Consider the following 23,518-nt stretch of genomic DNA (forward strand, 5'->3'; position numbering starts at 1 on the left):
GGCCTCAATTTCCTCCTTCTGCCGTAAGATCTCTGCTGTGCGCAGGAGTACCCTATGCTCCAAATGTCGCTTTTCGATCCTGAGTTGACGTGACCGGTAGTGAACGAACCCCCAAAGACAAGCTACTAGCAGTAATCCATACAGCCCATAGGCCCACCAGGTATTCCACCAGGGAGGGGAGATGGTTAGCTTTATCGTTTTCTCAGCCCACAGCCCATCGCTGCTGACTGCCTTCACCCGGAGGAGGTATGCACCGGCTGGTACACCGAAATAGTAGGCGGTTTTTTCTGTATTGGCTTCCCGCCAGGCTTTGTCATACCCTTCCAGCATGTAAAAATGGCGGTTCTCCTCGGGGTTGCTGTAATGTATGCCGACAAAAGAAAATGAAAATACATCCTGGTTGTGCTTAAGGTCAATGTGGTCTATTTGCGCCAATGGCTTATCAAACGGACCTCCCGCAGCCGGTTCAACCAACTTGTCTGATATCTTGAAATTAGTGATCAAAATTTCGGGGGGCCTGGAGTTATGGGTTACCTGATGGGGAAAGAAGGCGTAATATCCTTTGCCATCACCAAACATCAGCTCGCCTTGACTGGTCTTATACCCGCTTAGGTAGCTGAGCGTACTGGTATTGACGCCATACCGCTTGCCATAGCTGCTAACTTCATTTCGTTTGGGATTAAGTTTGAAAAGACCTGAATAAGTGGCTATCCAAAGATTCCAGTCATTGTCTTCCACGATGGACACAATGTTGGCTGTACCCATTTCGCCGGTCGGGCCAATGAATCTCGTGAAGTGGCCCGATTGAGGGGCTTTCCGGTATAGCCCATTCTCTGTACCAACCCAGAGCGTACTGTCTTTGTCTTCAGAGATACAGGTAATGTTGTCGCCTCGAAGGTAGTTTTTGAATTTGCCGGTGCTTCGATTCATCAGGTTAATGCCTCCCCCGAACCAGGTACCCACCCATAATTTGCCCGCTTTGTCTTCTTTTAGATCCGTAACAAAATTGTTGCTCAGGCTGGCCGGATCACCGGGATCATGCCTGAAGTGTTTGAACAAACCTGTGCCTGGGTCCATCAGGTCCAACCCTCTTTGCGTAGCTACCCAAAACCTACCCTCCTTGTCCTCTGTAAGGGTTTTGACAGGGCCATGGCTGATGCTTTCACTGTTGTTGGGGTCATGCTGATACTTAAAAAAGACTCCAGTTTTGGGATCAAAATGGCTTAATCCGTTGGAGGTACTGATCCAGAAATGGCCGTTCCGGTCACGGTAGAGGTTGCTTACCCAATTGCTTACCAGGTTTGCAGGATTGAGGGAGTCAATCTTTAGCGTCTTGATTTGTTTTGTTTTGCGGTTGTAGCGGATAAGTCCCTGTTCAGATCCCATCCACAAAATGCCGGGAGCTTCTTCAAGGAATGAGCTGATGCCTGTTCCCACATCCACATGAGGAATTTCTTTTTGAGAGGGATTAATGCGGTATAAATTGTTAAGTTGGGTGCTTACCCACAAGACGCCATCCCGGGAGGTATAGCTAGTCCAGCCACTTTCATCTTTAAATCCATTTTCGCCATTTCCCTTGCTGTGGTAGTGTGTGATTTTCCGGGTAACCGGATCAAAACGGACGATTCCTTTCTCAAAGGTTCCTATCCAGATAGCGCCGGCGCCGTCTTCCGAAATAAACGTGATGTGATCGAAATAACTCCCTTTAGGCGGACGACTTAACTGGTCAGGCTTTGCAGGATCATACCTGTGCCGGGTAAAAGTACCTTTCGCCCGGTCCATGGTATGCAGGCCATCGCCGGCCGTTCCTACCCAGAAGGTTCCTCTGCTGTCCTCAAATATCGCTCTTACTTTATTGTTGATGAGGCTACTGGAGTCGTTCGGGTCGTGCAGGTAGCGGGTAAATGTTCCGGTCTCTCTGTTATACCTGTTGAGCCCTCCGGCATCCGGTTTGTCCTGATCAAAAGGAACCCCTGTTCCAATCCAAAGGGTTCCCTGGCTGTCTTCGTACAGGGACCTGATCCGGTCATGACTCAGGCTTGTTTCATCGTTGGCATTGTAGCGGTAGTGCGTAAATTTGCCTGTTTTTGGGTCCAGCCGATCCAGGCCACCATAGTTACCCACCCATATGATGCCAGTATGATCTATTAGAACAGCTGTCACACTGTCGTTGCTCAGACTGGTCGCATCATCGGGGTGATGACGGTAATGGGTATACGTGTTTGTTTCCGGATCAAACCGGTCGAGCCCCATGCCATAAAAGCCAACCCAGATAACCCCGGATGAATCAGCCAGGATGCATTCGGGATAGGTGCCGCCGAGTGAATTGGAATTGGAAGGGTCATTTCTGAAACTGGTCATCCGGTAACCATCGAACCGGGTAATACAGGTCTGGGTCTGGTCGGCAAACCACATATAGCCCTGCGGATCCTGGGTAATTCCGGTGATCTTACCAACCGTTACGCCGTTCACGCCCTCTACTAAGTTGAACCTAACCTTTTGATTTTGCGCAACACTGCTATTACAAATAAGGAGAAGACACAAAAACAGATTCGTAAAAAAGTAGATCGCCATATAGGAAATATTAGTAGATCTGGTGAGGCGTATTCTATAGAGGCAGTGATGAGGCTATGAAACCACTCTTGATGTTAATGCATACTTTTATCGATTACAGGAGTTACTTCCTTTCCCCTCGCCGTAGTGACGACGCAGCTTGCATTTTGTGTGTCTGAAAGCGCTGAATTTGTTGTAAAGCCCCTGCTATACACCTGCACCGTCCGGAAAGGTATACAACATGGCCTACCTTCTCCATTTCACAATCACCAGCCAGACACAGCCGTAGTCTTTGCTGCTATAACGGCTACACGACTTGCCCAGAAGCTGCTTATTTATAGAATCTTTGTACTACTTTATAGTACGTATGCTGGAAATTTTAATACAAACTGCGGCCTGTTGTCGCATGCTGCTGACCAGTGCTTGTAGCTATGAAGGAGAAGACCCAGGCAAACGCAACGATAGCATGGGAGGCTATAGCGTACGTGCGGTAAGGTATAGCAACACCTTTTAATGCGGATCTGAATTCGAATAGTGTCAATAAAAATAAATACCCTTAGCGATGAATGAGGGGCTTTACAGTGGAGTAGACCGAAGTCAAGAATACAGCAGCGCAGGATTGAGAAAAGGTTAAGACAATATGAATGCGAAGACAAAAAATTAAATAGAAGTATAGGTATGCTACGCTCACAGGTGACTTGCCGAATTTACCAGCGTGTCTGACAGGTGTTTGTTGTACCTTCTGATTCAACAAAAGAGAAGTGATTCGGGTTAATGAACCAGTTGCATGAACAGAATGCCGTATACGTAACAAGGCCCAAAAGAAGGGAACCGTAAACCTGCTTTACGGTTCCCTTCTTTTGGGCCTTGTCATTTTGACCTTTCGGGTTAAAAAAGCACCTGACCATAAGCATGGCGATAGGATCGGTTCAGCTTTTTTAAGTGAGCTGATACTACTGCCAGACAGATTATTTAATCAGGTACCCGGGTTATTTTTTCCCTTTACCGTTGTAGTCACTCCATTGGGCTACTCCTTTCGGTTGGGCACCGGTTACTTCCGCACTTTTGGCTTTGCTCAGCTCTTTATTCAGTTTTTCGGTAGCCTTCAACTCCTTTTCTATGCCTTTTTCCTGGTCTTGCAGGCCTTCGGTATTTTTCACGTGTGTAATAGGGTCTTCTATATAATCCCAGCTTTTTCCAGTTACCGGCATGTCGCCTTCGTTCCACGGACCGCGGAAGCTTTCGCCCTGCGACAGGTTAAAATACTGGTTCGTAAAACGGGGATCGGCTTGCAGTACTCCTGGCGGATAATTCGGTTTAATGGATTCCAAAGCCGCTTCGAACATCTCGTAATGGGCAATTTCACGGGTCATTAAGAACGACAAGGTTTCTTTCACATAGGGGTCATCGGTGAATTGCATCAGGTATTCGTATACCAGTTTCGCTCTTGACTCGGATGCAATATTCGATCGCAGATCCACGGTCAGGTCCCCATTGGAATGGGTGTATGAAGAGCACCAGGGAATGCCCTGGCTATTCGTTAGGCGCGGACCTCCGGCACTAAGCACGCCAAACTGAGGATTTACCAAGGCCTGGTGAATCACATTTTCTTTAGCAGCTTTGCCGTTCAGCACTTCCATAATCTCAGATTGGTCGGCAGCATCTTTCAATTCGCCGTTCACCCCTTTCAATAGCATCTGTATCGTTGCACCTACTATCTCCAGGTGGCTGAATTCTTCGGTGGCAATATCCATGAGCATGTCATATTTATCAGGATAAGGCTGTTTGGCGGCAAATGCCTGGGTGAAATATTGCATAGCAGCCGCTAATTCGCCGTTCTCTCCGCCAAATTGCTCTAACAAAAGTGTGGCAAAGCGAGGATCCGGTTTGGATACGCGGGCATTGAATTGTAATTCTTTTACGTGATGGAACATGTTTTCATAGTTTTAAAAGTACAAAACAAAATAAACGACTTGTGGAGGAGTAGGTTCTGATTAATCTCAGGCTTTGGTTAATCAGGTTGTGAAGAGTAACATTGTCAATTTGTTAAGAAAATTAATAATTAAGGGGTAGGGAAGTGGTTCAATCCGAAGTATAGAGGTGATTTAGTTTTATGAAGAAATAGTTCAAATTATTCCTGCCCGTAGCGTGCCTCAGGAAAAGGGCTTGACTGATTCCGGGAAACTTGGATCTTATCGTTGGGTTACTGAATCGAAACAGCTGAATTATCTGTCAGCCGGTACTGGTTGCGTTGGTATAAGGGGAAGTGCGTTAAGTTTTGCTTAAGAAGTTGAAACAGATAAGAGGGTTGATTACCCTGCTTTTAGGATATCTCACTATGTTTATATACTTATCTTTTCGAATCAGATCAAAATATAAAACAACAAAATAAAGAAGCAGTATAATTTAATTGATATTAATGAGTATATCCAGTACTTGTTAAGGCAGCTTTTCCTCCTCCCTCTTTTTGCAGCCTCTTTTCAAAAGAGCTCTTACTTTTGAATTTTGCTACTCTCTAATCACAAATTAATACCTATCGAAAGTAATATCCCTGCTTTGACATACTGACGGGGAGTACAGGCACTGTTAGCTTCCTATTAATACTGTGTTGCATAGCAGTTTACCCTACGAACCTGTTTTCTTTCCTCTTTAGACCTGCATGCTGTCAAAATAAAAAGTGCCCTATCATCCGCCAAAATAAATGGAGCTGGCTGCTTGAGCAGGGATAGTTCCGCATCACCCTCCTCTTTGATCCCAATTTCCGGAGGACGTTCCTGTACTTCTGGTATCGGGTAAGTTTGTCTTCTCAATTGCTCCCTGTGGGCTGCTGTAGGTAGCTTAATCAATTCCCACCTTATCAATAGTTTTCTCACACTATTATCTTAGTCACATTATGAAAAAAGTGTTTATGTTTTACTTCAAAACCTGTATGGCAATCATCATCTGCTTGCTGACATACAATACACTATCCGCACAGGCCCAACAAGGCGGCAAAGCTGAAATGCCAATTACAACCAAATCGGAGGAAGCACGCCAATTGTACCTGCAAGGGAGGAACCTAAGGACCCAGTACAAGTTTAAGGAAGCTGCAGATGTACTGGACAAAGCCCTTGCACTTGATCCTGACTTTGCTTTAGCACATTTGGAAAGAGCGATGGCATCAGTGGAAGGAGGGATGGCATCAAATCCTGATATGGAGTCTTTTCGCGAGCACATCCAGAAAGCGTCTGCCCTGAAAGGAAATGTTTCGGAAGGAGAGCAACTTATGATCAGCTCCATGGAAACGCAGTTTGACAACAAGCCTGAAGAGGCCATTGCCATGTTTACCAAGTTAGCCCAACTCTATCCACAGGATAAAAACATACAATACGACCTTGGGACCTTTTACTTTGTGAATAGTCTATATGATAAAGCCATAGAGTCGTACAGGAAGGTCACGTCCTTAGACCCCAATTTTGCCCCAGTCTATAATGAGCTAGGGTACGCCTATACCTACACTGGGGATTACCCGCAGGCGGAAGCCGCTTTTAAAAATTATATCAGGCTGGTACCCAATGAAGCGAATCCCTACGATTCGATGGGTGATTTGTACGTGAAAATGGGGAAGCATGAAGAAGCCATCAAACACTTCAGGAAAGCGGCAGAACTGGATCCTGAAAACTTCAACATGTCGCTTACTAAAGCCGGCAACACAATGGCGCTAATGGGGAAGCTCGAGGAGAGTCGCAAGGCCCTGCAGGAAGCAGAAAGTAAGGCTACAACCAATGTAGGTAAAGTAGACAATATGCTGGCACGTGCGCAAACGTACCTCTACGAGGCTCGCTACAAAGATGCTCTACAGCTTGTCGACAAAGCAGCACAACTGTTGGACAAAAATAAAAACCCGGATTACCTGGCCCAGCTATACCTTGGTAAAGGAGAGGTCTATACACAGATGAAGGACACAGCGCAGGCGAAGCAAAGCTTTGATGAATACAGAGCCCTTAAAGGCAACACTGAATTGCCGCCGCTTTTTCTTCATAATTTTGATCAGCGGCTCCTGTTTGACGAGGCGGTCCTGGCGGCAAAAGCAAAGGATTTCAGTCAGGCCAACAGCAAGGCCGAGGCATATAAGAAAATGGTCAATGGCAGTGAAAATCCGGATGTCGTAAACAGCTACCATGCTTTAATGGGGATGATTCATTACGAAGCAGGAGATTACCAGAAGGCAATCACGGCGCTGGAGCAGGCAGATCAGCAACACCCGCGGGTACTGTATGCGCAGGCCTTGGCACACGCAAAGGCAGGTAACAGTACCAAAGCAAGTGAAATGAAAAAGAAACTGGCTGCCCTGAATGAACCCGACTTCGAGTATGCCCTGGTGAAAGCTTCGATGTATAAAAAACCAAAGGTAGCCACTGCGAAGTAGCTGCAGCTTAAGGCTGAGAAATGATTCATTAATATCAGGACGGCCATCAACCGTCCTGATTTCCTTTAACAAATCATAGAACTACTACGTCCAGTGTATACATCTTTTGAATCCCATTTTACTGAAACCTACCAGGCATTCAGACAGCATACTGTAAAGGGATCCTCAGACAGGGGTCCGACGTGAGAGATGAAAGTCTAAGTTATTTAATTTGGAAGACTACTTTTCGATCTCTATACCTTCCTTGAAAAATAGGTGGCTCCCACACTTGCCGAGATGACACAGAGGATGGATATCCATTGTGTCAGGCTTAAATACTCTTCCAGGAAAAGCAAACCGGAAAGGGCGGCAAAGGCCGGGTGTAAGCTCATCAAAATGCCAAAGGTCTTCGGTGGGATTTGCCTCAAGGCGCCCATTTCAAGCGTAAACGGAATAGCACTTGTTAACAGGGCGACAGCAACTCCAATTAACAGCAGGGGCCCGTTTACTGCCGCCAGATCACCGCTAAAAACGCCGAAAGGCACCACAAAAGCGGCGGCAAAGAGCATCCCGACGGCTACCGCGTCTCCGCCTTTCATAATCCTGGACACCTTGCCGCCTAACACGATGTAGCCTGCCCATAAGGCACCGGCCCCTATAGCGAGCGCTGCCCCCAACAAGTCAACGTTGTTGTTTTGCCAGGGAGCAATCAATACGATACCTAAACAGGCCAGCAGCACCCAAAGCAAATCAAGCAGCCTCCTGGAGCCCAGCATCGCTAGGACCAGTGGACCTGTGAACTCCAGTGTAACGCCTAGACCGAGCGGTATCCGCTTGATGGCAAAGTAAAACACCAGATTCATGGCTCCCAAGCAGGTGCCGTAGGCCAGGCAGTATAGCCATTGCTTTCTGTTCAGTTTGAGAAGGTTGGTTCTGAAGACAGCCAGTAAGATGAGCGCCGCAAAACCAATGCGCAATGAAGCTGTACCACTTGCGCCTAAGACAGGGAAAAGGTGCTTGGCAATGGACGCACCGCCCTGCACACTGATCATGGCTAATAGAACTGCCGGTATGGCAGGAATAACGAATTTCTTATTTGAAAAATTAAACACTATTTCGATTGTTCTAAATGCTGCAAAATTCAAAGGGAAAACCTTGTAAATAAAATGCATGCAAAACAACCTGAGCAACAGGACTAGCAGCCTAACAAGAGGGGAAGCAGTGTACGCCAAAAGAGAAACAACTAAGGCCTGGAGATGGAGGTTACTTTACAAGCAAAATAAAGTGCGGCGGGGAGGTGGTACAAAGGAGAAGTTTCATATTTAAGATTGTGGCTCAAATATCAAGATGATTTCTATATAATCCTACCGATGCTCATGAAATTGCCCTGGCTTCATCTATAGAAGCTACCATTTGCTGATACCGAGCAGGTAAGTCAGTGCATGGTTTGTTGAAAAAATACAAGAATATCAGGTAGATTATACTACAGTACTCTCATGCACAGGGTGTCTGTTCATAAGGTTCTCTCTGCTACGGGTAGTCCAAAATGATTAGTGCTCAGCAGGTTCCGCTTTGCGTTCTAGCAGCCAGGCTTCCGCATCCACAACCGCATGGTGTGTAGACAGGCCAAGCACGGGCGTCACTTTGAAGGCTTTTACAGGCCCGTTTATGCGCAGTTTGTCAGAGTGTACTACTTCACCGTATACCTGCTCGCTGACCCCAGTCAGGTATAGCTTACCGTTAACGTTCTGCAATTTGGCGGAATAGTCGGCCAGAACAGAAACCAGGGTGGCACCCAGGCTCGCACGGCCTCTCAGGCGCAGAATGACTACGGGGCTCTGCACATTGCCTGGTTTGGGTAACAAATGTTCCAGGGTTCTGGCGCCAGCATAGAATAAGTTGCCGTACACATTGAGTACCGTCACCTGGTTTCCTTTCAGGGTTTTAGGGGGCTTGTGTTCCTCTATTTTTCCATCAGGCCGTTTTTTTAGCTCTACCAATGTGATTTCAGTTGAGGAACGCGTCACAAAAAGGAAGGCAGAGAGGAGCACGCCTATACCTACAGCGGTCGGTATAGGCAATATCAGGGTGGCCCCAAAAGTAGCTCCCTCTGCCAGCAACGCCGGCCACGATTTCCACCCGGAATTCCAGGTAGAAACGATATCGGATAGTTTGATGCTTCGGATACCAGCCAGTATGAGCATGGCACCCAGAGAAGGCATGGCGGTATGGGCAACTAGCCTGGACAAAACGATAACGATCAGGGCCATGGACAGTCCGGAGAAAATGGATGCCCATCTGGTCTGGGCCCTGGCCAGCACATTGATGGCCGTTGTGCCTAATGATCCGCCAACCGGCAGGCCCTGAAAGAAACCGCAGGAAATATTTGCTGCCCCTTGAGCTACGAAATCACGAGAGGTGCTTGTTCCGGGCCCGTCTTTGTTCGGCACACTCTGACTGACGCCGGCCCCTTGTATCAGGATGACGATGGCTATTGCAAAAGCCCCGGTTATAATTTCAAAGCTGATAGCTGAAAAGGGCGGTACGACAAGGCTCGGCGTGCTGCCACTAATATCACCTATATCCTGCACGACTTTTACCCCTTCCAGCTTGAATAAAAAAACAAGGAGCGATGGAATGGCAATGGCAATCAAAGCAAAGAACTTCTTAAGAGGAGTTTTTTGCAAAATGATAGCAAGCAGGATAGTTAATGCAGCCATACCTAAAGTAGGCAAATGAACCTGATCGACATGCAACAGCAAATCAAGTGTACGGATGATGCTGTTATTCCCGCTTGGTTCATAGCCGGTAACGGTTGGGAGTTGGCTCATGATGAGTAAGACCGAAATGCCGGTCAGGAAGCCAATCATCACCGAAAATGAAACGAATCGGGTCAACCGCCCCTGACCTAACAGGCCCAGTACAGCCTGAAAAACGCCAATCAGTACCACCAGCAGGAAGAATACCTGCTCCCGCTCTTCCGCAGGCATGCTACTGATGGTCTGGCCCGCCATGATGGCCGAAGCACTTGTAGCAGTTATCATCATCAACTGGGTACTGGAAAAAAGTCCCCCCACAACAGGGCCTGCTATACAGGCGTAGAGCCCGTAGATGGGGTTAACACCTGCCAATAGCCCGTTTGCCATGCCATCCGGCAGGCTGCTGACGGCAGTGGTCAGCCCGGCGATGCCATCCTGCTGGAGCTTATTGCGCGGGGGTACTTTCCTGGAAGCGTTTTGTACGGCATCGCGCAGAATGGAGAGACCGGGCAGATGAAACTCCTCTTCTGGCGTCGTTGCCCTGTCTTCTTCGGTAACTTCTCGCATTGCTCGAACCTGGTTTTTAGTCCCGTATCTTGATCACTGTGTTCCGATTAGATTAAAGTCAAAGCGAGGCTGATCTATGAGCCTGGCAAATTCCAGCAGGGTAGGATTCCTGCCCAGAGTCAGGATACGTTTTTTGCCGGTGCCATATTTATTTTCCATAGTTGAGCTTGGATTTGATAACTTCAGCTTGTTTTCTTTTTCCGAGCCACCAGGCAAGCGTTGGCTACTAACATTAAAATGGAGGGTATCCTGGCTACCTGTTCAAGAGTCTGGCTTCTGTAGATTTTCGATAGTTTCGGCATACTTTATTGAAAAAGAGTGCTGTAATTTAAACGTATGGGTATGCTGCGAGTTGATGAAATGACAACCTGGAGGAGCGTTTTTGGAAAATCCTCGCAATCAGCACAGTTAAAAAATGGCATACAAAAAGACTGATTCAGGAAGAAGGCAGTATGTAAAAGACGATCCTTGTAGGATTATCCTACCATTTTTTCTGGTACCCTTATGAGTTTTCTTGAATGGGCTCGATACCACAGGGCTTTATTTCATTCGGAAGCGATTCAAAATCTGTATGAAGTGCAATAGGCAGAACGGGTTGCTGACTATAATTGATTTATGATGCAGGGTAGAGGCGGATGTATAGCAACATGAAAAGCTGAAAATAAATTAAACTGCGTCTAACTTTAGTGCTATTGTAAGCGTAAAATCTCAGCATGAGGCGGTTACATAAACTTTAGCGCGTGGATGGCAGCGCTAGCACCTGCTTCTGGCTGAACAGCCTGTGATTGCCTTCTACAAATTAAAGACTCAGAAGATATGTCCTTTAGAAGGACAGGGCACACCTAACTGGCCTGAAAAAGGTCGCCTCACCAGGAAAGCGTATAATACTGCAAATACTTGATGTAAATTTCCTCCTTTTACAGGAAGCATCCTGCATTACAGATCACATTACGTTACGATTGGCTGCGATTGTATTTTGGAATACTACATTAAAGTGATGATAGTATGTGCGGAAAGTTTACAAGCAAACTCCTGCTCGCTTTAAGTAGTAGCCTCATCAATATATTACCTGTCTGCGCGCAAAATACCCCTGATTTCAACAAGGGAATTAAAATAAACATTAAGAACAAGGAGGATCACTATGTCCGGCTCATGCCCCGGAACCAGGTATGGGCACGTGTGATCAACTATAACCCTTGCACATCAAGCGTGCAGCCTTTCACCGCTTATAGCCTCAAAAGTATGGATGCCCCCCAGCAAGACGCTGACGATTGGGGCATAGACAGCAACTTCATCATCAAGTCCCCTCATGCCATGGCATCTTTCCAATATGCACGTGGGCTGGTGTATTGCGCAACAGACCTGGTTGACGACTATAGACGACCGGAAAGGTGAGTTTTCCTTCAATTTCAAGTGTTTCTGTAATCATTCATTTTTACCACCAGTTATATGCACCTAACCCCAGTTGAAACTGAAAAACTGTTGCTTCACATGGCAGGCGAACTCGCCGCACAAAGGTTAAAGAGAGGTGTGAAGCTTAACTACCCCGAATCCGTGGCCTACATCTGCAGCATTTTGATGGAGGAAGCCCGTGATGGGAAGAAGCCTGTTGCTGAACTCATGAAATATGGCGCCCAACTACTGAAAAAAGACCAGGTGATGGAAGGCGTGCCCGATATGTTACACTTTGTGCAGATTGAAGCGACATTTCCGGATGGAATGAAGCTCATCACGGTTGACAATCCTATCCGCTAGTCCACATCAAAAACAACAAAAAACTTATCCTATTATTATGAGACCAGGTGAATATATAATCCAAAAGGGGGAGATTAAGGCCAATGACAAGCGTAAAGTCGTGCGTGTAACCGTAGCCAACACGGGAGACCGTCCTATACAGGTAGGCTCTCATTATCATTTCTTTGAAGCGAACAAAGCGCTGGATTTTGACCGGGCGGCTGCCATAGGCATGCGGCTCAACATTCCGGCAAGCACCGCCGTGCGCTTTGAGCCGGGCGAGAAGAAAGCAGTCTATCTGGTGGAGTTTGCCGGCAACAAACTGATCCATGGTTTTAATAACCTGACCGAAGGGGATGTGTCGAAGAAGGACGTGCGGGACAAAGCACTCCAAAGCGCGCAGAAGCAAGGATACAAAGGCGCTGGTGCTTCAGGGACACCTAAGAGAAGAAAAAAATAGCAGAATTATTTAATCTGGAAACCATGGGAAATTGGAATAGACGCGAATGGATCAAGGTGGTAGGGCTTTCTACTGCCGGGCTTTCGCTGCTTGGCTTCGATGCATTAGGAGCTGACTCTTCTTCAGTGAAATATGTAGATGGGGAATTATTCATACCACGCGACCGCTATGCTGCTCTCTTTGGCCCAACCACGGGCGACAAAGTGCGCCTGGCAGATACAGAACTGTTCATCCAGATTGAAAAAGATTTTAACGTTTATGGGGACGAAAACAAGTTCGGGGGCGGCAAAACCATTCGCGATGGCATGGGCCAATCCGCTTTTGCATCACAGGACGAAGTGCTGGATCTGGTTCTGACTAATGCCATGATTATCGACCACTGGGGCATCGTGAAGGCTGATATCGGTATCAAGAATGGCAAAATAGTAGGTATAGGAAAGGCCGGTAACCCGGATACCCAGCAGGGGGTAACCAAAGGTATGATCATAGGCGCAGCTACTGAAGTGCAGGCTTGTGCGGGTAAGATCATCACGGCAGGAGCTATTGATACCCACATTCACTTCATCGTACCGGAGCAGATAGGGGTAGCGCTTTACAGTGGCGTTACAACCTTGATCGGTGGTGGTACAGGGCCTTCGGACGGCACACTGGCCACCACCGTAACGCCGGGCAAGTGGTGGATAGAGCGCATGCTGGAGGCTTCTGAGAATACCCCAATGAACCTGGGCTTCACGGGCAAAGGCAACACCTCCTCCTTCAAAGCGGCTGCAGAGCCCATTGAGGCTGGCGCCCTTGGCTTGAAACTCCACGAAGACTGGGGTGCCACGCCATCGGCTATCGATATCGCCCTGCAGGTGGCAGACAAGTATGACGTTCAGGTGGCGCTTCACGCGGACAGCCTGAACGAGTCGGGCTTCCTGGAAGATACAGTGAGGGCCATCAATGGCCGGGCCATCCATTCTTACCACACAGAGGGTGCCGGTGGTGGTCACGCGCCGGACATCATCAAGATTGCCATGTACCCGAACGTGCTGCCGGCCTCCACCAACCCGACTAAGCCATATACCGTCAACACGGTGGATGAACACCTGGACATGCTGATGGCGGTGCACCACCTGGACAAGAGCATACCCGAGGACGTGGCCTTTGCCGAATCCCGCATCCGTCCGACAACCATTGCGGCCGAGGACATCTTGCAGGACATGGGCGTCCTCAGCATCATGTCGTCTGACAGCCAGGCCATGGGCCGGATTAGTGAAACCATTCTACGAACCTGGCAGACGGCGCATAAAATGAAACTACAGCGCGGCCCGCTTCAGGAGGACAAAGGAAAAGACAATGACAACTACCGCGTGAAGCGCTATATCGCCAAGTATACCATTAACCCGGCCATAACCCATGGTATAGGCGGGTATGTGGGCTCTATTGAAGTAGGCAAGTACGCTGACTTGGTGCTGTGGGACCCAGGCCTGTTTGGTGTGAAGCCGGAAATTATTTTTAAAAATGGGATGGCTGTGGGTGCCCGCATGGGTGACCCGAACGGAGCCATTTCCCTGCCGCAGCCTCTCTTCTACCGCCCTATGTATGGTTATAGCGGTAAGGCAGCCCAGAGGAACGGCTTCAACTTCGTTTCCGGTATCTCGCTGGAGAACGGCAACATCAATCGCCTGGGTCTGGCCAAAGGCGTATTGCCCGTGAAAGGATGTCGTACAGTCACCAAGAAAGACATGATCCATAACAATGCCACGCCGAAGCTGGAGGTGAATCCGGAAACTTTTGTGGTCACAGCGGATGGCCAGGTGCTAACCTGTGAGCCCATGAAAGTTTTACCCATGGCACAGCGCTACTTCCTGTTTTAAACTCTAAAAAGCGTGCTACCGGCCAGGCTATACCTGTACCGGTTGCACGCTTATAAATATGCTACTAGTAGAGAAGATAGTTGGAAACCTGTCCGGTACCTCAATTGGCAATTTGCCGGTTGATTTCTTGGATCTGGATTGGTTTGACACGGGGAAAACTACGCTTCGGAAGCGAACCCGTGGCGGGCAGGAGGTAGGTATACGCAAAGACACGTTGCCACTGGAAGATGGTGACATTCTATACCTGGACGAGGAGCGGGCAATTGTGGTTAACATACTCCCTTGCGAGTGCATTGTCTTCAAGCCCGATAATTTTAAAGATATGGCTACCGTGTGTTTTGAGATCGGCAACAAGCACATCCCCATCTCCATCAACGAGTCGGCAGAGGTGCTGGTGGAGTTCGAGCATCCGCTGTACAGGTTGCTGGAGCGTTCGGGGTACGAGCCGCGGCGGGAGGTGCGCAAACTTTTAAAAACGCATGCGCTGCGCGTGCGCCGGCATGAAAACAACTACAGCAGAAAAATAACCATTAAGTAAAGAACAGCGATGCAGCCATTGTTAACCCTGCTCCAGATCAACGACTCCATGTTTCCGATCGGAAGCTTCACGCAATCCTATGGTTTGGAGTCGTACGTGAGCCAGGGCATTGTGAAGGACACGCCTTCGGCTGCTGTGTATGCCAAAAACATGCTGCGTCATAATATTTACTATAACGATGCGGCATTTTTGCAGCTGACCTGGAAGCTGCTCGAGGAGAAAGAGCCGGCACGGGAGCTGCAAAAGCTGGACGAACTGATCACTGCGCTCAAAGGACCTTTTGAGATTCGGAATGCCAGCAAGAAGCTGGCGATCCGTTTCTTGAAGCTCACGCAGGGCCTGCACCCGGTGAAGCGCTGTAGTAACTACCTGAAGAACATTCAGGAAGGTAAGCTGCACGGGCATTATGCGATCGCCTTTGCCATGTTTGCCCATGCCCACGGCATCACTTTAAAAGAGGCCTTACTTGCCCTGTACTATAACCTGCTGAACGGCATCGTGACCAACTGCGCCAAGCTGGTACCCATCAGCCAGAACGACGCCCAGAAGATTCTCTTTGACCTGCAACCTACCATCAAACAGTTGGTGGAAGAGCAGGAAGACCTGGAGGAGGATATGATCGGGCTGTGTTGCATCGGGCAGGACATCCGCTGCATGCAGCACGAGAAGCAATATACAAGACTATACATTTCCTAAAGAAATAGCATACCTAACCAGATACTTTATGCCAAAGAAACATGTAAGAATAGGGGTGGCAGGGCCGGTTGGCTCTGGGAAAACGGCTTTGATCGAAAGATTGACGCGTAAGATGGGAGAGGAGTACAGCATCTGCGTGGTGACCAACGACATCTATACCCGCGAGGATGCTGACTTTCTGATCAAGAACTCCAGCCTGCCCGCTGACCGGATCATGGGCGTGGAGACGGGCGGATGTCCGCACACCGCCATCCGTGAGGATGCCTCCATGAACATAGAGGCCGTGGAGGAACTGGTAGAGCGCCATCCCGATACCGAAATTGTATTTATCGAGAGCGGCGGCGATAACCTGTCAGCTACCTACAGCCCGGATCTGGCCGATGTGACCATCTTCGTAATCGACGTGGCCGAAGGCGACAAGATGCCCCGCAAAGGTGGACCCGGCATCACCCGCTCCGATTTGCTCATCATCAACAAGACCGACCTGGCGCCTTATGTGAATGCTGACCTGGGCGTGATGGAGCGGGACTCGAAGAAAATGCGCGGTGAGCGGCCGTTCATCTTCACAAACCTGATGAAGCTCGAAGGCCTCGATGAGGTGATCAACTGGATCAAGACATATGCTTTACTAGAGAAATCAGAAGCGCATGCTTAAAAGTACGATCAGGATTGATGCGGAGAAGGAAGGGAAGCATACGCTACTAAAAGAAAGCAGCTATACTGTGCCCTATAAAGTGATCCATTATGGCTCGCGGCATTTGCACGAGCACCTGGAGCTCATCCTGATGAGTTCTTCTCCGGGTATTATGGAGGGTGATGAGATTGATATCACGGTAAATGTGCAGGAAGGAGCGCATCTTAAGCTATTCACCCAATCGTTCGGCAAGCTCCACCCGATGGAGAAGGGGGCGACTCAGAGAACGCATGTGCAGGTAAAAAAAGATGGCATCTATAAGTTTATCCCGCACCCCATCATTCCTTTCGCAAAGTCCGATTTTAAAACTTACAATGAGATTTACCTGGATGATAGTGCCACGCTGATCTGGGGGGACATCATTGGTTCAGGGCGCGTGTATTCGGGGGAGTCGTTTCAATTCACGCGCCTGCACAGTGTCACCAAGGTATACTGCAACAAAAAGCTCGTTCTGTTGGATAACCAGTTGCTGGAGCCCGGTTGCCAGCCGCTTGACTCCATCTTGTTTTATGAGGGAGGTTATACCCATCAGGCTACTTTGATCTATGTTTCCCCGTTTGCCACGGAGCTGAAGGCGGAGCTCGATGAGGTGCTGGCTACGCAGCACGAGGCATTTACCTTCGGTTTTACGCAGCGCGCGCCCAACGCTGTCCTCATCCGGGCGATGGGAGACCAGGGCGCCCAGCTATACGATTGGCTGAGTGCCATCGGGCAGCTATGCTGGCAGTTTACAAGGTATAAGCAAGGGCTGGACGAGAGTGAGCCGGAGGAGGAGCAGGTTGCAGAGCTAACTAAAGGGGAGGTGGAACCGGTTTCGAAGGAACAGCCGAAGCGTTCCGGTACAAAACACGCGAAAAAAGAAGTAAGAGCAAAGGGTGCAGCCAGGAAAGCCGCCGTAACTCCGGAAGCTCCATCTGAAGAAACATTAGAAGAAATTCTTCCTGAGCCCGCTGTGGTGATAGAAAAATAAGGAGAGGCCATGCACGAAATTTCGATCGTACGGAACATGTTTGAAACGCTACAAGAAACCTACCCTGACAAGTTTGAGCGGATCACGAAGGTGCAGATAGAGGCTGGGCTGCTGAGCAACATTCAACCGATCCTGATTCAGAATGCTTTTGAGGCGCTGATCATGGAGGAACCTGATCTGGCAAATGTTGAACTGGAAGTGTTGCTTCTGCCCATCATTGCCCACTGCGCTGCCTGCGATAAAGATTTTGAAGTAAAGCGGCACAAGTTTGTGTGTGAATGTGGCACCCCCTCCAAAAACATTGTGCAGGGGGAAGAACTGCAAATCAGCCGGGTTGAGTTTTTAGAGAATTAACTAAAGGACATAAAGTATAACGATATGAGTACATCCTCCATACCTAAAAGCAACCGAATGCCCGTAGGGGCGGTGCAGTGTGACAACACCACCTTGAACCTGCTGAAGGCAAACGATTTTGTAGCCAAGGCCATCCGCGACAGACTCCCAGATGTGCTGGTCATCAACGTGTGCTCCTCACCTGGAAGCGGCAAGACCACCCTGATTCAGGAGACGGGCATGCGCCTACGCAACAAGCTCAACATGGCCGTTCTGGTGGGCGACCCGGAAACAGACCGCGATGCTGTGCGCATGAAAGAAGTCGGCATCAACGCCTTACAGATCGTGACCGGCGGCATGTGCCACATAGAGGCCCAGATGATCCTGCAGGCGCTCGACCACATCGACCTGACCGGTGTGGACCTGCTCTTCATTGAGAACGTGGGCAACCTGGTGTGCCCGGCTGCCTTTGACCTGGGCGAAGACATCCGTGTGACGGTGCTAGCCGCCACAGAGGGCGACGATAAGCCGAAAAAGTACCCGCGCATGTTCCTAACCAGCGAACTCATGGTGATTTCCAAAGCCGACCTGCTCCCCTATGTGCCGTTTTCGGTAGAAGCCGTTACGCAGGATGCCCGGGAAGTTAACCCCACCATCGAGGTGATGACCATCAGCAGCCTGAAAGGCGATGGGCTGGACCAATGGTGTGATTGGCTATTGGCGAAAGTAGAAGAAAAGAAAGCCAAGCTGGCGACAATCTAACCAGGTATGGCAACAAGCCCGGTTATACTTACAGAACACATTGTCGTGACGCAGGCGCTCACAGGCAATGAAGACTTGAGTGGCCGGACGATTGACTTCTTAGAAATAGAGTGGTACGAGGCTTCCAGGTCGATGATGAAAAAGAAGACACAGGGAGGCGTAGAGGTGCTGATCGAGAAGTCAAATAGAAGCGCTTTGGAAGCCGGGGACCTGCTATACCTGTCGGAGGAGCGTGCTATCCTGCTTAAGATAAAGCCCTGCGACTGCGTGGTGCTGCGTCCCCAAAGCCTGCAGGAAGTGGGCACCATTTGTTTTGAGATAGGCAACAAGCACGTGCCGATTTTCATAACCGACAAGAACGAAATATGTGTAGCCTATGATGCCCTGCTGTATGAGTTGTTGCAGAGTGGAGGCTTCCGGGTTGAGATTGAAGAACGGGTTCTGCACCCGGCGCAAATGATCAAGGCTTATGGTAACATAAAGCTGAAGTAAAGGCTGCGCTATCCCCTGGACACTATTATGAGAGTCCTGCTAGGTATGTAAGATAAAGCTGTATTAGAATCACAACGCTTTCAATAAAAGGTATGACCGCATTAATTTTATCTGCTATCACCATCAGCTTTTTACACACGGTTTCCGGCCCGGATCATTACCTGCCGTTCATTGTACTTTCGCGGTCCCGCAAATGGTCCTTGTATAAAACAATGGGCCTGACAGTTGTCTGCGGACTGGGCCATATCTTAAGCTCTGTTGTTATAGGCTTGATAGGGGTTGCGCTGGGCTGGCAGTTGGCAAAGCTGACCTGGTTTCAGGGTATTCGCGGGGATATTTCGAGTTGGGCTTTGCTTTTGTTTGGGTTGCTTTACCTGGTATGGGGGATCTGGAAAGCGTATGCCAACAGGCCTCACAAGCACTTCGATGTGCAGGATGACAATTTGTATGTATACGAGCACCGGCACGGGAGTTCGGTGCATCCACAGCAACTGGTGAAAGTAACGCCGCTAGTTCTCCTGGCTATCTTCGTTATGGGGCCGAGTGAACCGCTTGTCCCCCTGCTTTTCTATTCCGGGGCTAGCAAATCAGTTCTGGAAATAGGAATCGTGATAGCGGTCTTTGCTCTATCCACTGTGCTGACCATGCTCACCATGGTACTGTTAGGCTTGTACGGGTTTTCAATTTTCCAGACCTCCAGTTTGGAGCGCTACATGCACGCCATTTGCGGAGCAGTAGTCACCATTTGCGGAGCTGGCATGCTCTTCTTCGGATGGTAATACGTTTTTACTCCTTCGGTTGAACGGCCTACAGTTGCAAAACACCCTTCTCTACCTCTAAGAAAAACGAGCACCTGCTGCCGCGCTACCACATGCATTACGGTACTTGCGATGAACTACTGATGGGCTGCGAGGTGAAAAAGCAAGACATTTATTACTAACAAGTGCAGCACAGAGGGCTGCTGCTTAAACCAAAAGGCAGGCAAAAAGCACAGGTGCTGGCAATGTCTCCGGAAGGCGAGTAGTAGGAGCGGGGAAGGGTGGGACATCGAGTCTAACGAATAAACTCTTTCAGCCTTGCCGCCTGAATTTTGCAGTAAGTGAGGCAAAAGTAAATGAGAAAGAGCAGCTCTGTAAATAACTCTTCCCCTTTTGTAAACCCTAGGATGGTATTATCGATTTTTAACCAAAGGGATTTGAGAGCTTGGGAGAATAGCTGCAGGTTGGAGAGTAGGGGTATCGGCCATCTCATCAGCTACTTAAGGTGTTGATATTATACTTTCTGTTATAGTAAGAGTGGTCATACCTGTTTTTCTAATAGTGACGAAGCTAAATTAGCCGGAGCACTTTTTATAAATAAGGAGCTCCTTGACCATAACGCTTCTTGTACACGCTTAAAGCAGTTAAACAATTGCTCGCCGCCATGACCCAGTATGCGTACCACGAACCCGTTAACGGCTGATTGGGACAGACCGAAGCTGATACCTTTTTCTTCTTCAAATATGCGTTGCAGTTCGTCCAGGTATGTCTGAACAGTTTTCTCACTGGTGTTAAGGTATAAAAGTGTTCCTTGATGTGTATAGCCCTCCCATTGACCGATGGTACCCGGCGGTACCTGCTGCGGCTGGAGGAGCGTATTGTCTTTTAACACCAGTCTCTGGTTATAATAAACCTCGGTCAGGCTCTGAAAAGAAGTGAACCGGAAAAGCTCTCCGGAGTGCTTTCTGCCACAGGTTACAATCTCGCTTAGCAACAATTCGCAATCCTCCTGCAAATAAGCTGTCGTATGACTTTTAAACTTTGAATTTTGATGCGGCACTACGGGATGGGGCACGTAGCTGAAAGAGCTGCCGGGATCCAGCACGATTCTCATCTTTTGGGAGGCACCTTCCTGCATATTGTACAGGCGCAGGTATGCTTGCGACTGCAACTGCAGACGGTTGTTGGCTTCCAGTTTGATGGAAATATCGTACTGGTCCTTATCCAGCAACCCAGGCGAAGAACTCATGACCATCAGGTATAGCGCCTCATCGGTTTTGTATTGCCCCACATTCGCTACTCGAAAAGGACGCGTAAAGAAAGTATCTTTCAGATAAGATCTTTCTTCCTTTAATCCGGCAACAATCGTCAGTTTGCTAATCATTTCAGCAGGTAAGGTTCAGCAAGCTCTATTTTCCAGTAGCGCATATTTTATCCGGTCTATTTCGCTTCCAGTTTCATGCAGGCGGCTACGTGCATATTCTATCAGTGCGGTTTTACTAGAGCCTCCAGGCCTGTCCATTCTGAGATCATAAGACTTCCTCTCATCTATAATTTTTGTCGCGGGTTTGTTCAGAACAAGCTGCTGTTCTAGGACATATACAGCCGCGAGTACAGGCGCTCGTGTTGCATGCAATGAATATCGAATCCGGTGTTGCAGATACCCACCAGTTCTCTTTTCAGCTCAAGCGTTTCTTCCGTCAACTGCTGTAGCAATGGGTGAAGGCGAAAAAGGATAGCCTGTCCGCCCAACTGCCCCAGCGGAATCAACTTGACACAATTAGTGACCATGCCAACAGCCGCATTATAATAGAAGGCCAACAGAGCTTCTTTTGCAGGAATGTCCATCAGAAAGGCATTCAGGCCAAAAGCAATGCAGTAGTGCCCGGCTGCTTCCTTTTCAAGGATTGCCGTTTCGTAATGCTGTACCAGTTGGTGTTCTGTTTGCCGGTTGAAGATTTTAAGAAGCCGCATCCCCAGTTTTATACTTGCCTGCCTGATCTCCATAGGGCTTTTCAGTGCGGTGCATTCCTGGTCCAGCTTGATTATTTCGGTTACATCCTGGCAAGCAGCAGCTTCATAAGCCAACCGGACAAAAGCCGCATCGTTGTACTTGATGTTATTGCTCAGCATACTTCTGATAAAGTTATCTGCCGAAACCGCATCGTGGACAGTGCCTTCCTGCACGTACGATTCAAGTCCGTTGGAGTGTGAAAAACCTCCAATGGGTAGGGTGGGATCGGAAAGATGCAACAGGCTACTCAGGTAATGACTTTCCATACTATCATTTTGAAGCCAGGTTAATGATATTTGTAAATAGGAAGTGACTCCATGCTCAGGTAGCCTAGCTGCACTTGTCAATGGTGGGTCCTTCTAATAAAAGTGTTATTGTAAACTCACTTTGTCGTCAGTGGCTTGAAAGAAAGGATGCCTTCACCAATGCTTTCGCTGATCCTATACTTAAGGAAAGTATAAACAGATACTATAGTTCAGAACACAAAGTAACGTTGCGCCATTGGCAGCACGCTGGCCGGTTCGCAGGTGGCCAGTTCTCCATCCACCCGCACCTGAAAAGTTTCCGGATCTACTTCTATAGCTGGTGTTAAACCATTATGGATCATGTGCTTTTTATAAATATTACGACATCCGAATACGGGCAGGATTATTTTCTTCAGGCCATAGCTCGCTATGATCCCTTTTTCGATTGAAATTTTGGATACAAAGGTAGCAGAGGTTTCAGACAAGGCGCCTCCAAATGCTCCGAACGTGCGCCGGTATAAAACGGGCTGTGGTGTGGTAATCGTCGCATTCGGGTCCCCTATCTGGCCTCCGGCTATCATTCCCCCTTTGATGATCATTTCAGGTTTTACGCCAAACATTGCTGGCTTCCATAGTATGATGTCCGCCATTTTACCTGACTCCAACGAACCCACGTAGTCTGCTATGCCATGCGTGATGGCGGGATTGATAGTGTACTTGGAGACGTAGCGCTTTACTCTGAAGTTATCGTTCCCATTCTCTTTGTCTTTTTCCAGGGGACCACGCTGCTTCTTCATGCTGTCTGCCACCTGCCAGGTGCGAATTACGACTTCCCCCACCCGGCCCATTGCCTGGGAGTCTGAGCTCGTCATGCTCAATACGCCCATGTCGTGCAGCACGTCTTCAGCGGCAACTGTTTCGGGGCGAATACGTGAGTCGGCAAAGGCCACGTCTTCAGGAATTTCTTTGCTCAAATGATGGCAAACCATCAGCATATCCAGGTGCTCGTCTATTGTGTTTACCGTATAGGGCAGGGTCGGATTGGTTGAAGCTGGCAGCACGTTAGGGTACATAGCCGATTTAAGAATATCAGGCGCATGGCCTCCACCGGCCCCTTCGGTATGGAACATGTGAATTACCCGTCCGTTAATGGCGCTGATGGTATCTTCCAGAAAGCCTGCCTCATTCAGGCTGTCGGCATGGAGGGCAACCTGTACATCATACTTATCGGCGACTTTTAAGGCGGCGTCAAGCACGGCAGGTGTGGCGCCCCAGTCTTCGTGTACTTTTAATCCCAATGCGCCGGCTTCAATTTGTTCTTCCAGGGGGGCCACCGTCGAACTGCTTCCCTTGCCCAGAAATCCAAAGTTCATAGGAAACGCTTCCACCGATTTGATCATCTTTTCCAGGTTCCAGGAACCGGGTGTTACCGAAGTGGCCGTGGATCCGTTTGCTGTGCCTACGCCACCGCCAATCATGGTCGTAATACCACTGAACAGCGCATGGTCTATCTGATCGGTCGCTATAAAATGCACGTGGGTATCAATGCCGCCCGCCGTCGCTATTAAACCGCTGCCATCGTGTACTTCGGTGGCCGCACCGATGATCATATCGGGCTCCACACCTTCTATGGTGTCCGGGTTACCGGCATTCCCGATGTGGACAATTTTTCCGTCCCGTATGCCGATGTCTGCCTT

The 23,518-nt window shown here is 48.7% G+C and carries 22 protein-coding genes; 13 read left to right on the top strand and 9 right to left on the bottom strand.

What is annotated here, in order from left to right; translation table 11 throughout:
- The 3 genes from OB13_RS01115 to OB13_RS01125 form a co-directional block, all read right to left on the bottom strand.
- On the bottom strand, window positions 1-2,472 hold a 2,472-nt coding region (locus tag OB13_RS01115), incomplete at its 3' end, for a two-component regulator propeller domain-containing protein (RefSeq protein ID WP_461488298.1).
- A gap of 1,070 nt (window positions 2,473-3,542) precedes the next feature.
- Window positions 3,543-4,487, bottom strand: a complete 945-nt coding sequence (locus tag OB13_RS01120) for a manganese catalase family protein (protein WP_461488299.1) — start codon at window positions 4,485-4,487, stop codon at window positions 3,543-3,545.
- Window positions 4,488-5,150: 663 nt separating this feature from the next.
- The gene (locus tag OB13_RS01125) at window positions 5,151-5,426 is read right to left on the bottom strand and encodes a hypothetical protein (RefSeq protein ID WP_461488300.1); all 276 of its coding nucleotides are present in this window, start codon (window positions 5,424-5,426) and stop codon (window positions 5,151-5,153) included.
- A 56-nt stretch (window positions 5,427-5,482) separates the two neighbouring features.
- On the opposite strand from OB13_RS01125, the gene OB13_RS01130 reads away from it, so the two are divergent.
- Entirely contained in the window at window positions 5,483-6,961 is a 1,479-nt protein-coding gene (locus OB13_RS01130; RefSeq protein ID WP_461488301.1) for a tetratricopeptide repeat protein, read from the top strand.
- A gap of 233 nt (window positions 6,962-7,194) precedes the next feature.
- Here the strand turns inward: OB13_RS01130 and OB13_RS01135 are convergent, their stop codons facing one another.
- From OB13_RS01135 to OB13_RS01145, 3 genes are all read right to left on the bottom strand, one after another.
- Entirely contained in the window at window positions 7,195-8,112 is a 918-nt protein-coding gene (locus tag OB13_RS01135) for an EamA family transporter (RefSeq protein ID WP_461488302.1), read from the bottom strand.
- Window positions 8,113-8,490: 378 nt separating this feature from the next.
- Window positions 8,491-10,266, bottom strand: a complete 1,776-nt coding sequence (locus OB13_RS01140; RefSeq protein ID WP_461488303.1) for a SulP family inorganic anion transporter — start codon at window positions 10,264-10,266, stop codon at window positions 8,491-8,493.
- Between the two features lie 33 nt (window positions 10,267-10,299).
- Window positions 10,300-10,425, bottom strand: coding sequence for a hypothetical protein (locus OB13_RS01145; RefSeq protein ID WP_461488304.1), 126 nt, complete (start codon window positions 10,423-10,425; stop codon window positions 10,300-10,302).
- An 846-nt stretch (window positions 10,426-11,271) separates the two neighbouring features.
- Here OB13_RS01145 and OB13_RS01150 point away from each other — a divergent pair.
- From OB13_RS01150 to OB13_RS01205, 12 genes are all read left to right on the top strand, one after another.
- The gene (locus OB13_RS01150) at window positions 11,272-11,661 is read left to right on the top strand and encodes a hypothetical protein (protein WP_461488305.1); all 390 of its coding nucleotides are present in this window, start codon (window positions 11,272-11,274) and stop codon (window positions 11,659-11,661) included.
- 54 nt (window positions 11,662-11,715) lie between these two features.
- On the top strand, window positions 11,716-12,021 hold the full coding sequence (gene ureA / locus OB13_RS01155; RefSeq protein WP_461488306.1) for an urease subunit gamma: 306 nt from the start codon (window positions 11,716-11,718) through the stop codon (window positions 12,019-12,021).
- Between the two features lie 37 nt (window positions 12,022-12,058).
- Entirely contained in the window at window positions 12,059-12,460 is a 402-nt protein-coding gene (locus OB13_RS01160; protein WP_461488307.1) for an urease subunit beta, read from the top strand.
- Between the two features lie 23 nt (window positions 12,461-12,483).
- Window positions 12,484-14,319 (top strand): urease subunit alpha, encoded by a 1,836-nt coding sequence (gene ureC, locus OB13_RS01165; protein ID WP_461488308.1) that lies wholly within the window; start codon window positions 12,484-12,486, stop codon window positions 14,317-14,319.
- A 58-nt stretch (window positions 14,320-14,377) separates the two neighbouring features.
- Window positions 14,378-14,857 (top strand): urease accessory protein UreE, encoded by a 480-nt coding sequence (locus OB13_RS01170; RefSeq protein ID WP_461488309.1) that lies wholly within the window; start codon window positions 14,378-14,380, stop codon window positions 14,855-14,857.
- A 9-nt stretch (window positions 14,858-14,866) separates the two neighbouring features.
- Complete coding sequence (locus OB13_RS01175; RefSeq protein WP_461488310.1) at window positions 14,867-15,553, top strand: urease accessory protein UreF; 687 nt, start codon at window positions 14,867-14,869, stop codon at window positions 15,551-15,553.
- 28 nt (window positions 15,554-15,581) lie between these two features.
- Complete coding sequence (ureG, locus tag OB13_RS01180; protein ID WP_461488311.1) at window positions 15,582-16,208, top strand: urease accessory protein UreG; 627 nt, start codon at window positions 15,582-15,584, stop codon at window positions 16,206-16,208.
- Complete coding sequence (locus OB13_RS01185; protein WP_461488312.1) at window positions 16,201-17,217, top strand: urease accessory protein UreD; 1,017 nt, start codon at window positions 16,201-16,203, stop codon at window positions 17,215-17,217. Before ureG ends, OB13_RS01185 begins: the two co-directional genes overlap by 8 nt.
- Before the next feature lie 9 nt (window positions 17,218-17,226).
- A complete protein-coding gene (locus OB13_RS01190) occupies window positions 17,227-17,571 on the top strand; it encodes a hydrogenase maturation nickel metallochaperone HypA/HybF (RefSeq protein ID WP_461488313.1) in 345 nt (114 codons plus the stop codon).
- Between the two features lie 24 nt (window positions 17,572-17,595).
- The gene (gene hypB, locus OB13_RS01195; RefSeq protein WP_461488314.1) at window positions 17,596-18,312 is read left to right on the top strand and encodes a hydrogenase nickel incorporation protein HypB; all 717 of its coding nucleotides are present in this window, start codon (window positions 17,596-17,598) and stop codon (window positions 18,310-18,312) included.
- 6 nt (window positions 18,313-18,318) lie between these two features.
- On the top strand, window positions 18,319-18,804 hold the full coding sequence (locus OB13_RS01200) for an urease accessory protein UreE (protein WP_461488315.1): 486 nt from the start codon (window positions 18,319-18,321) through the stop codon (window positions 18,802-18,804).
- A 92-nt stretch (window positions 18,805-18,896) separates the two neighbouring features.
- A complete protein-coding gene (locus OB13_RS01205; RefSeq protein ID WP_461488316.1) occupies window positions 18,897-19,583 on the top strand; it encodes a hypothetical protein in 687 nt (228 codons plus the stop codon).
- A 520-nt stretch (window positions 19,584-20,103) separates the two neighbouring features.
- Here the strand turns inward: OB13_RS01205 and OB13_RS01210 are convergent.
- The 3 genes from OB13_RS01210 to ureC (OB13_RS01220) form a co-directional block, all read right to left on the bottom strand.
- Window positions 20,104-20,946, bottom strand: a complete 843-nt coding sequence (locus OB13_RS01210; RefSeq protein ID WP_461488317.1) for an urease accessory protein UreD — start codon at window positions 20,944-20,946, stop codon at window positions 20,104-20,106.
- A gap of 206 nt (window positions 20,947-21,152) precedes the next feature.
- On the bottom strand, window positions 21,153-21,842 hold the full coding sequence (locus OB13_RS01215) for an urease accessory protein UreF (RefSeq protein WP_461488318.1): 690 nt from the start codon (window positions 21,840-21,842) through the stop codon (window positions 21,153-21,155).
- Window positions 21,843-22,051: 209 nt separating this feature from the next.
- A partial coding sequence (ureC, locus tag OB13_RS01220; RefSeq protein WP_461488319.1) for an urease subunit alpha occupies window positions 22,052-23,518 on the bottom strand: 1,467 nt, incomplete at its 5' end.

This window comes from Pontibacter sp. HJ8 (assembly GCF_054824225.1).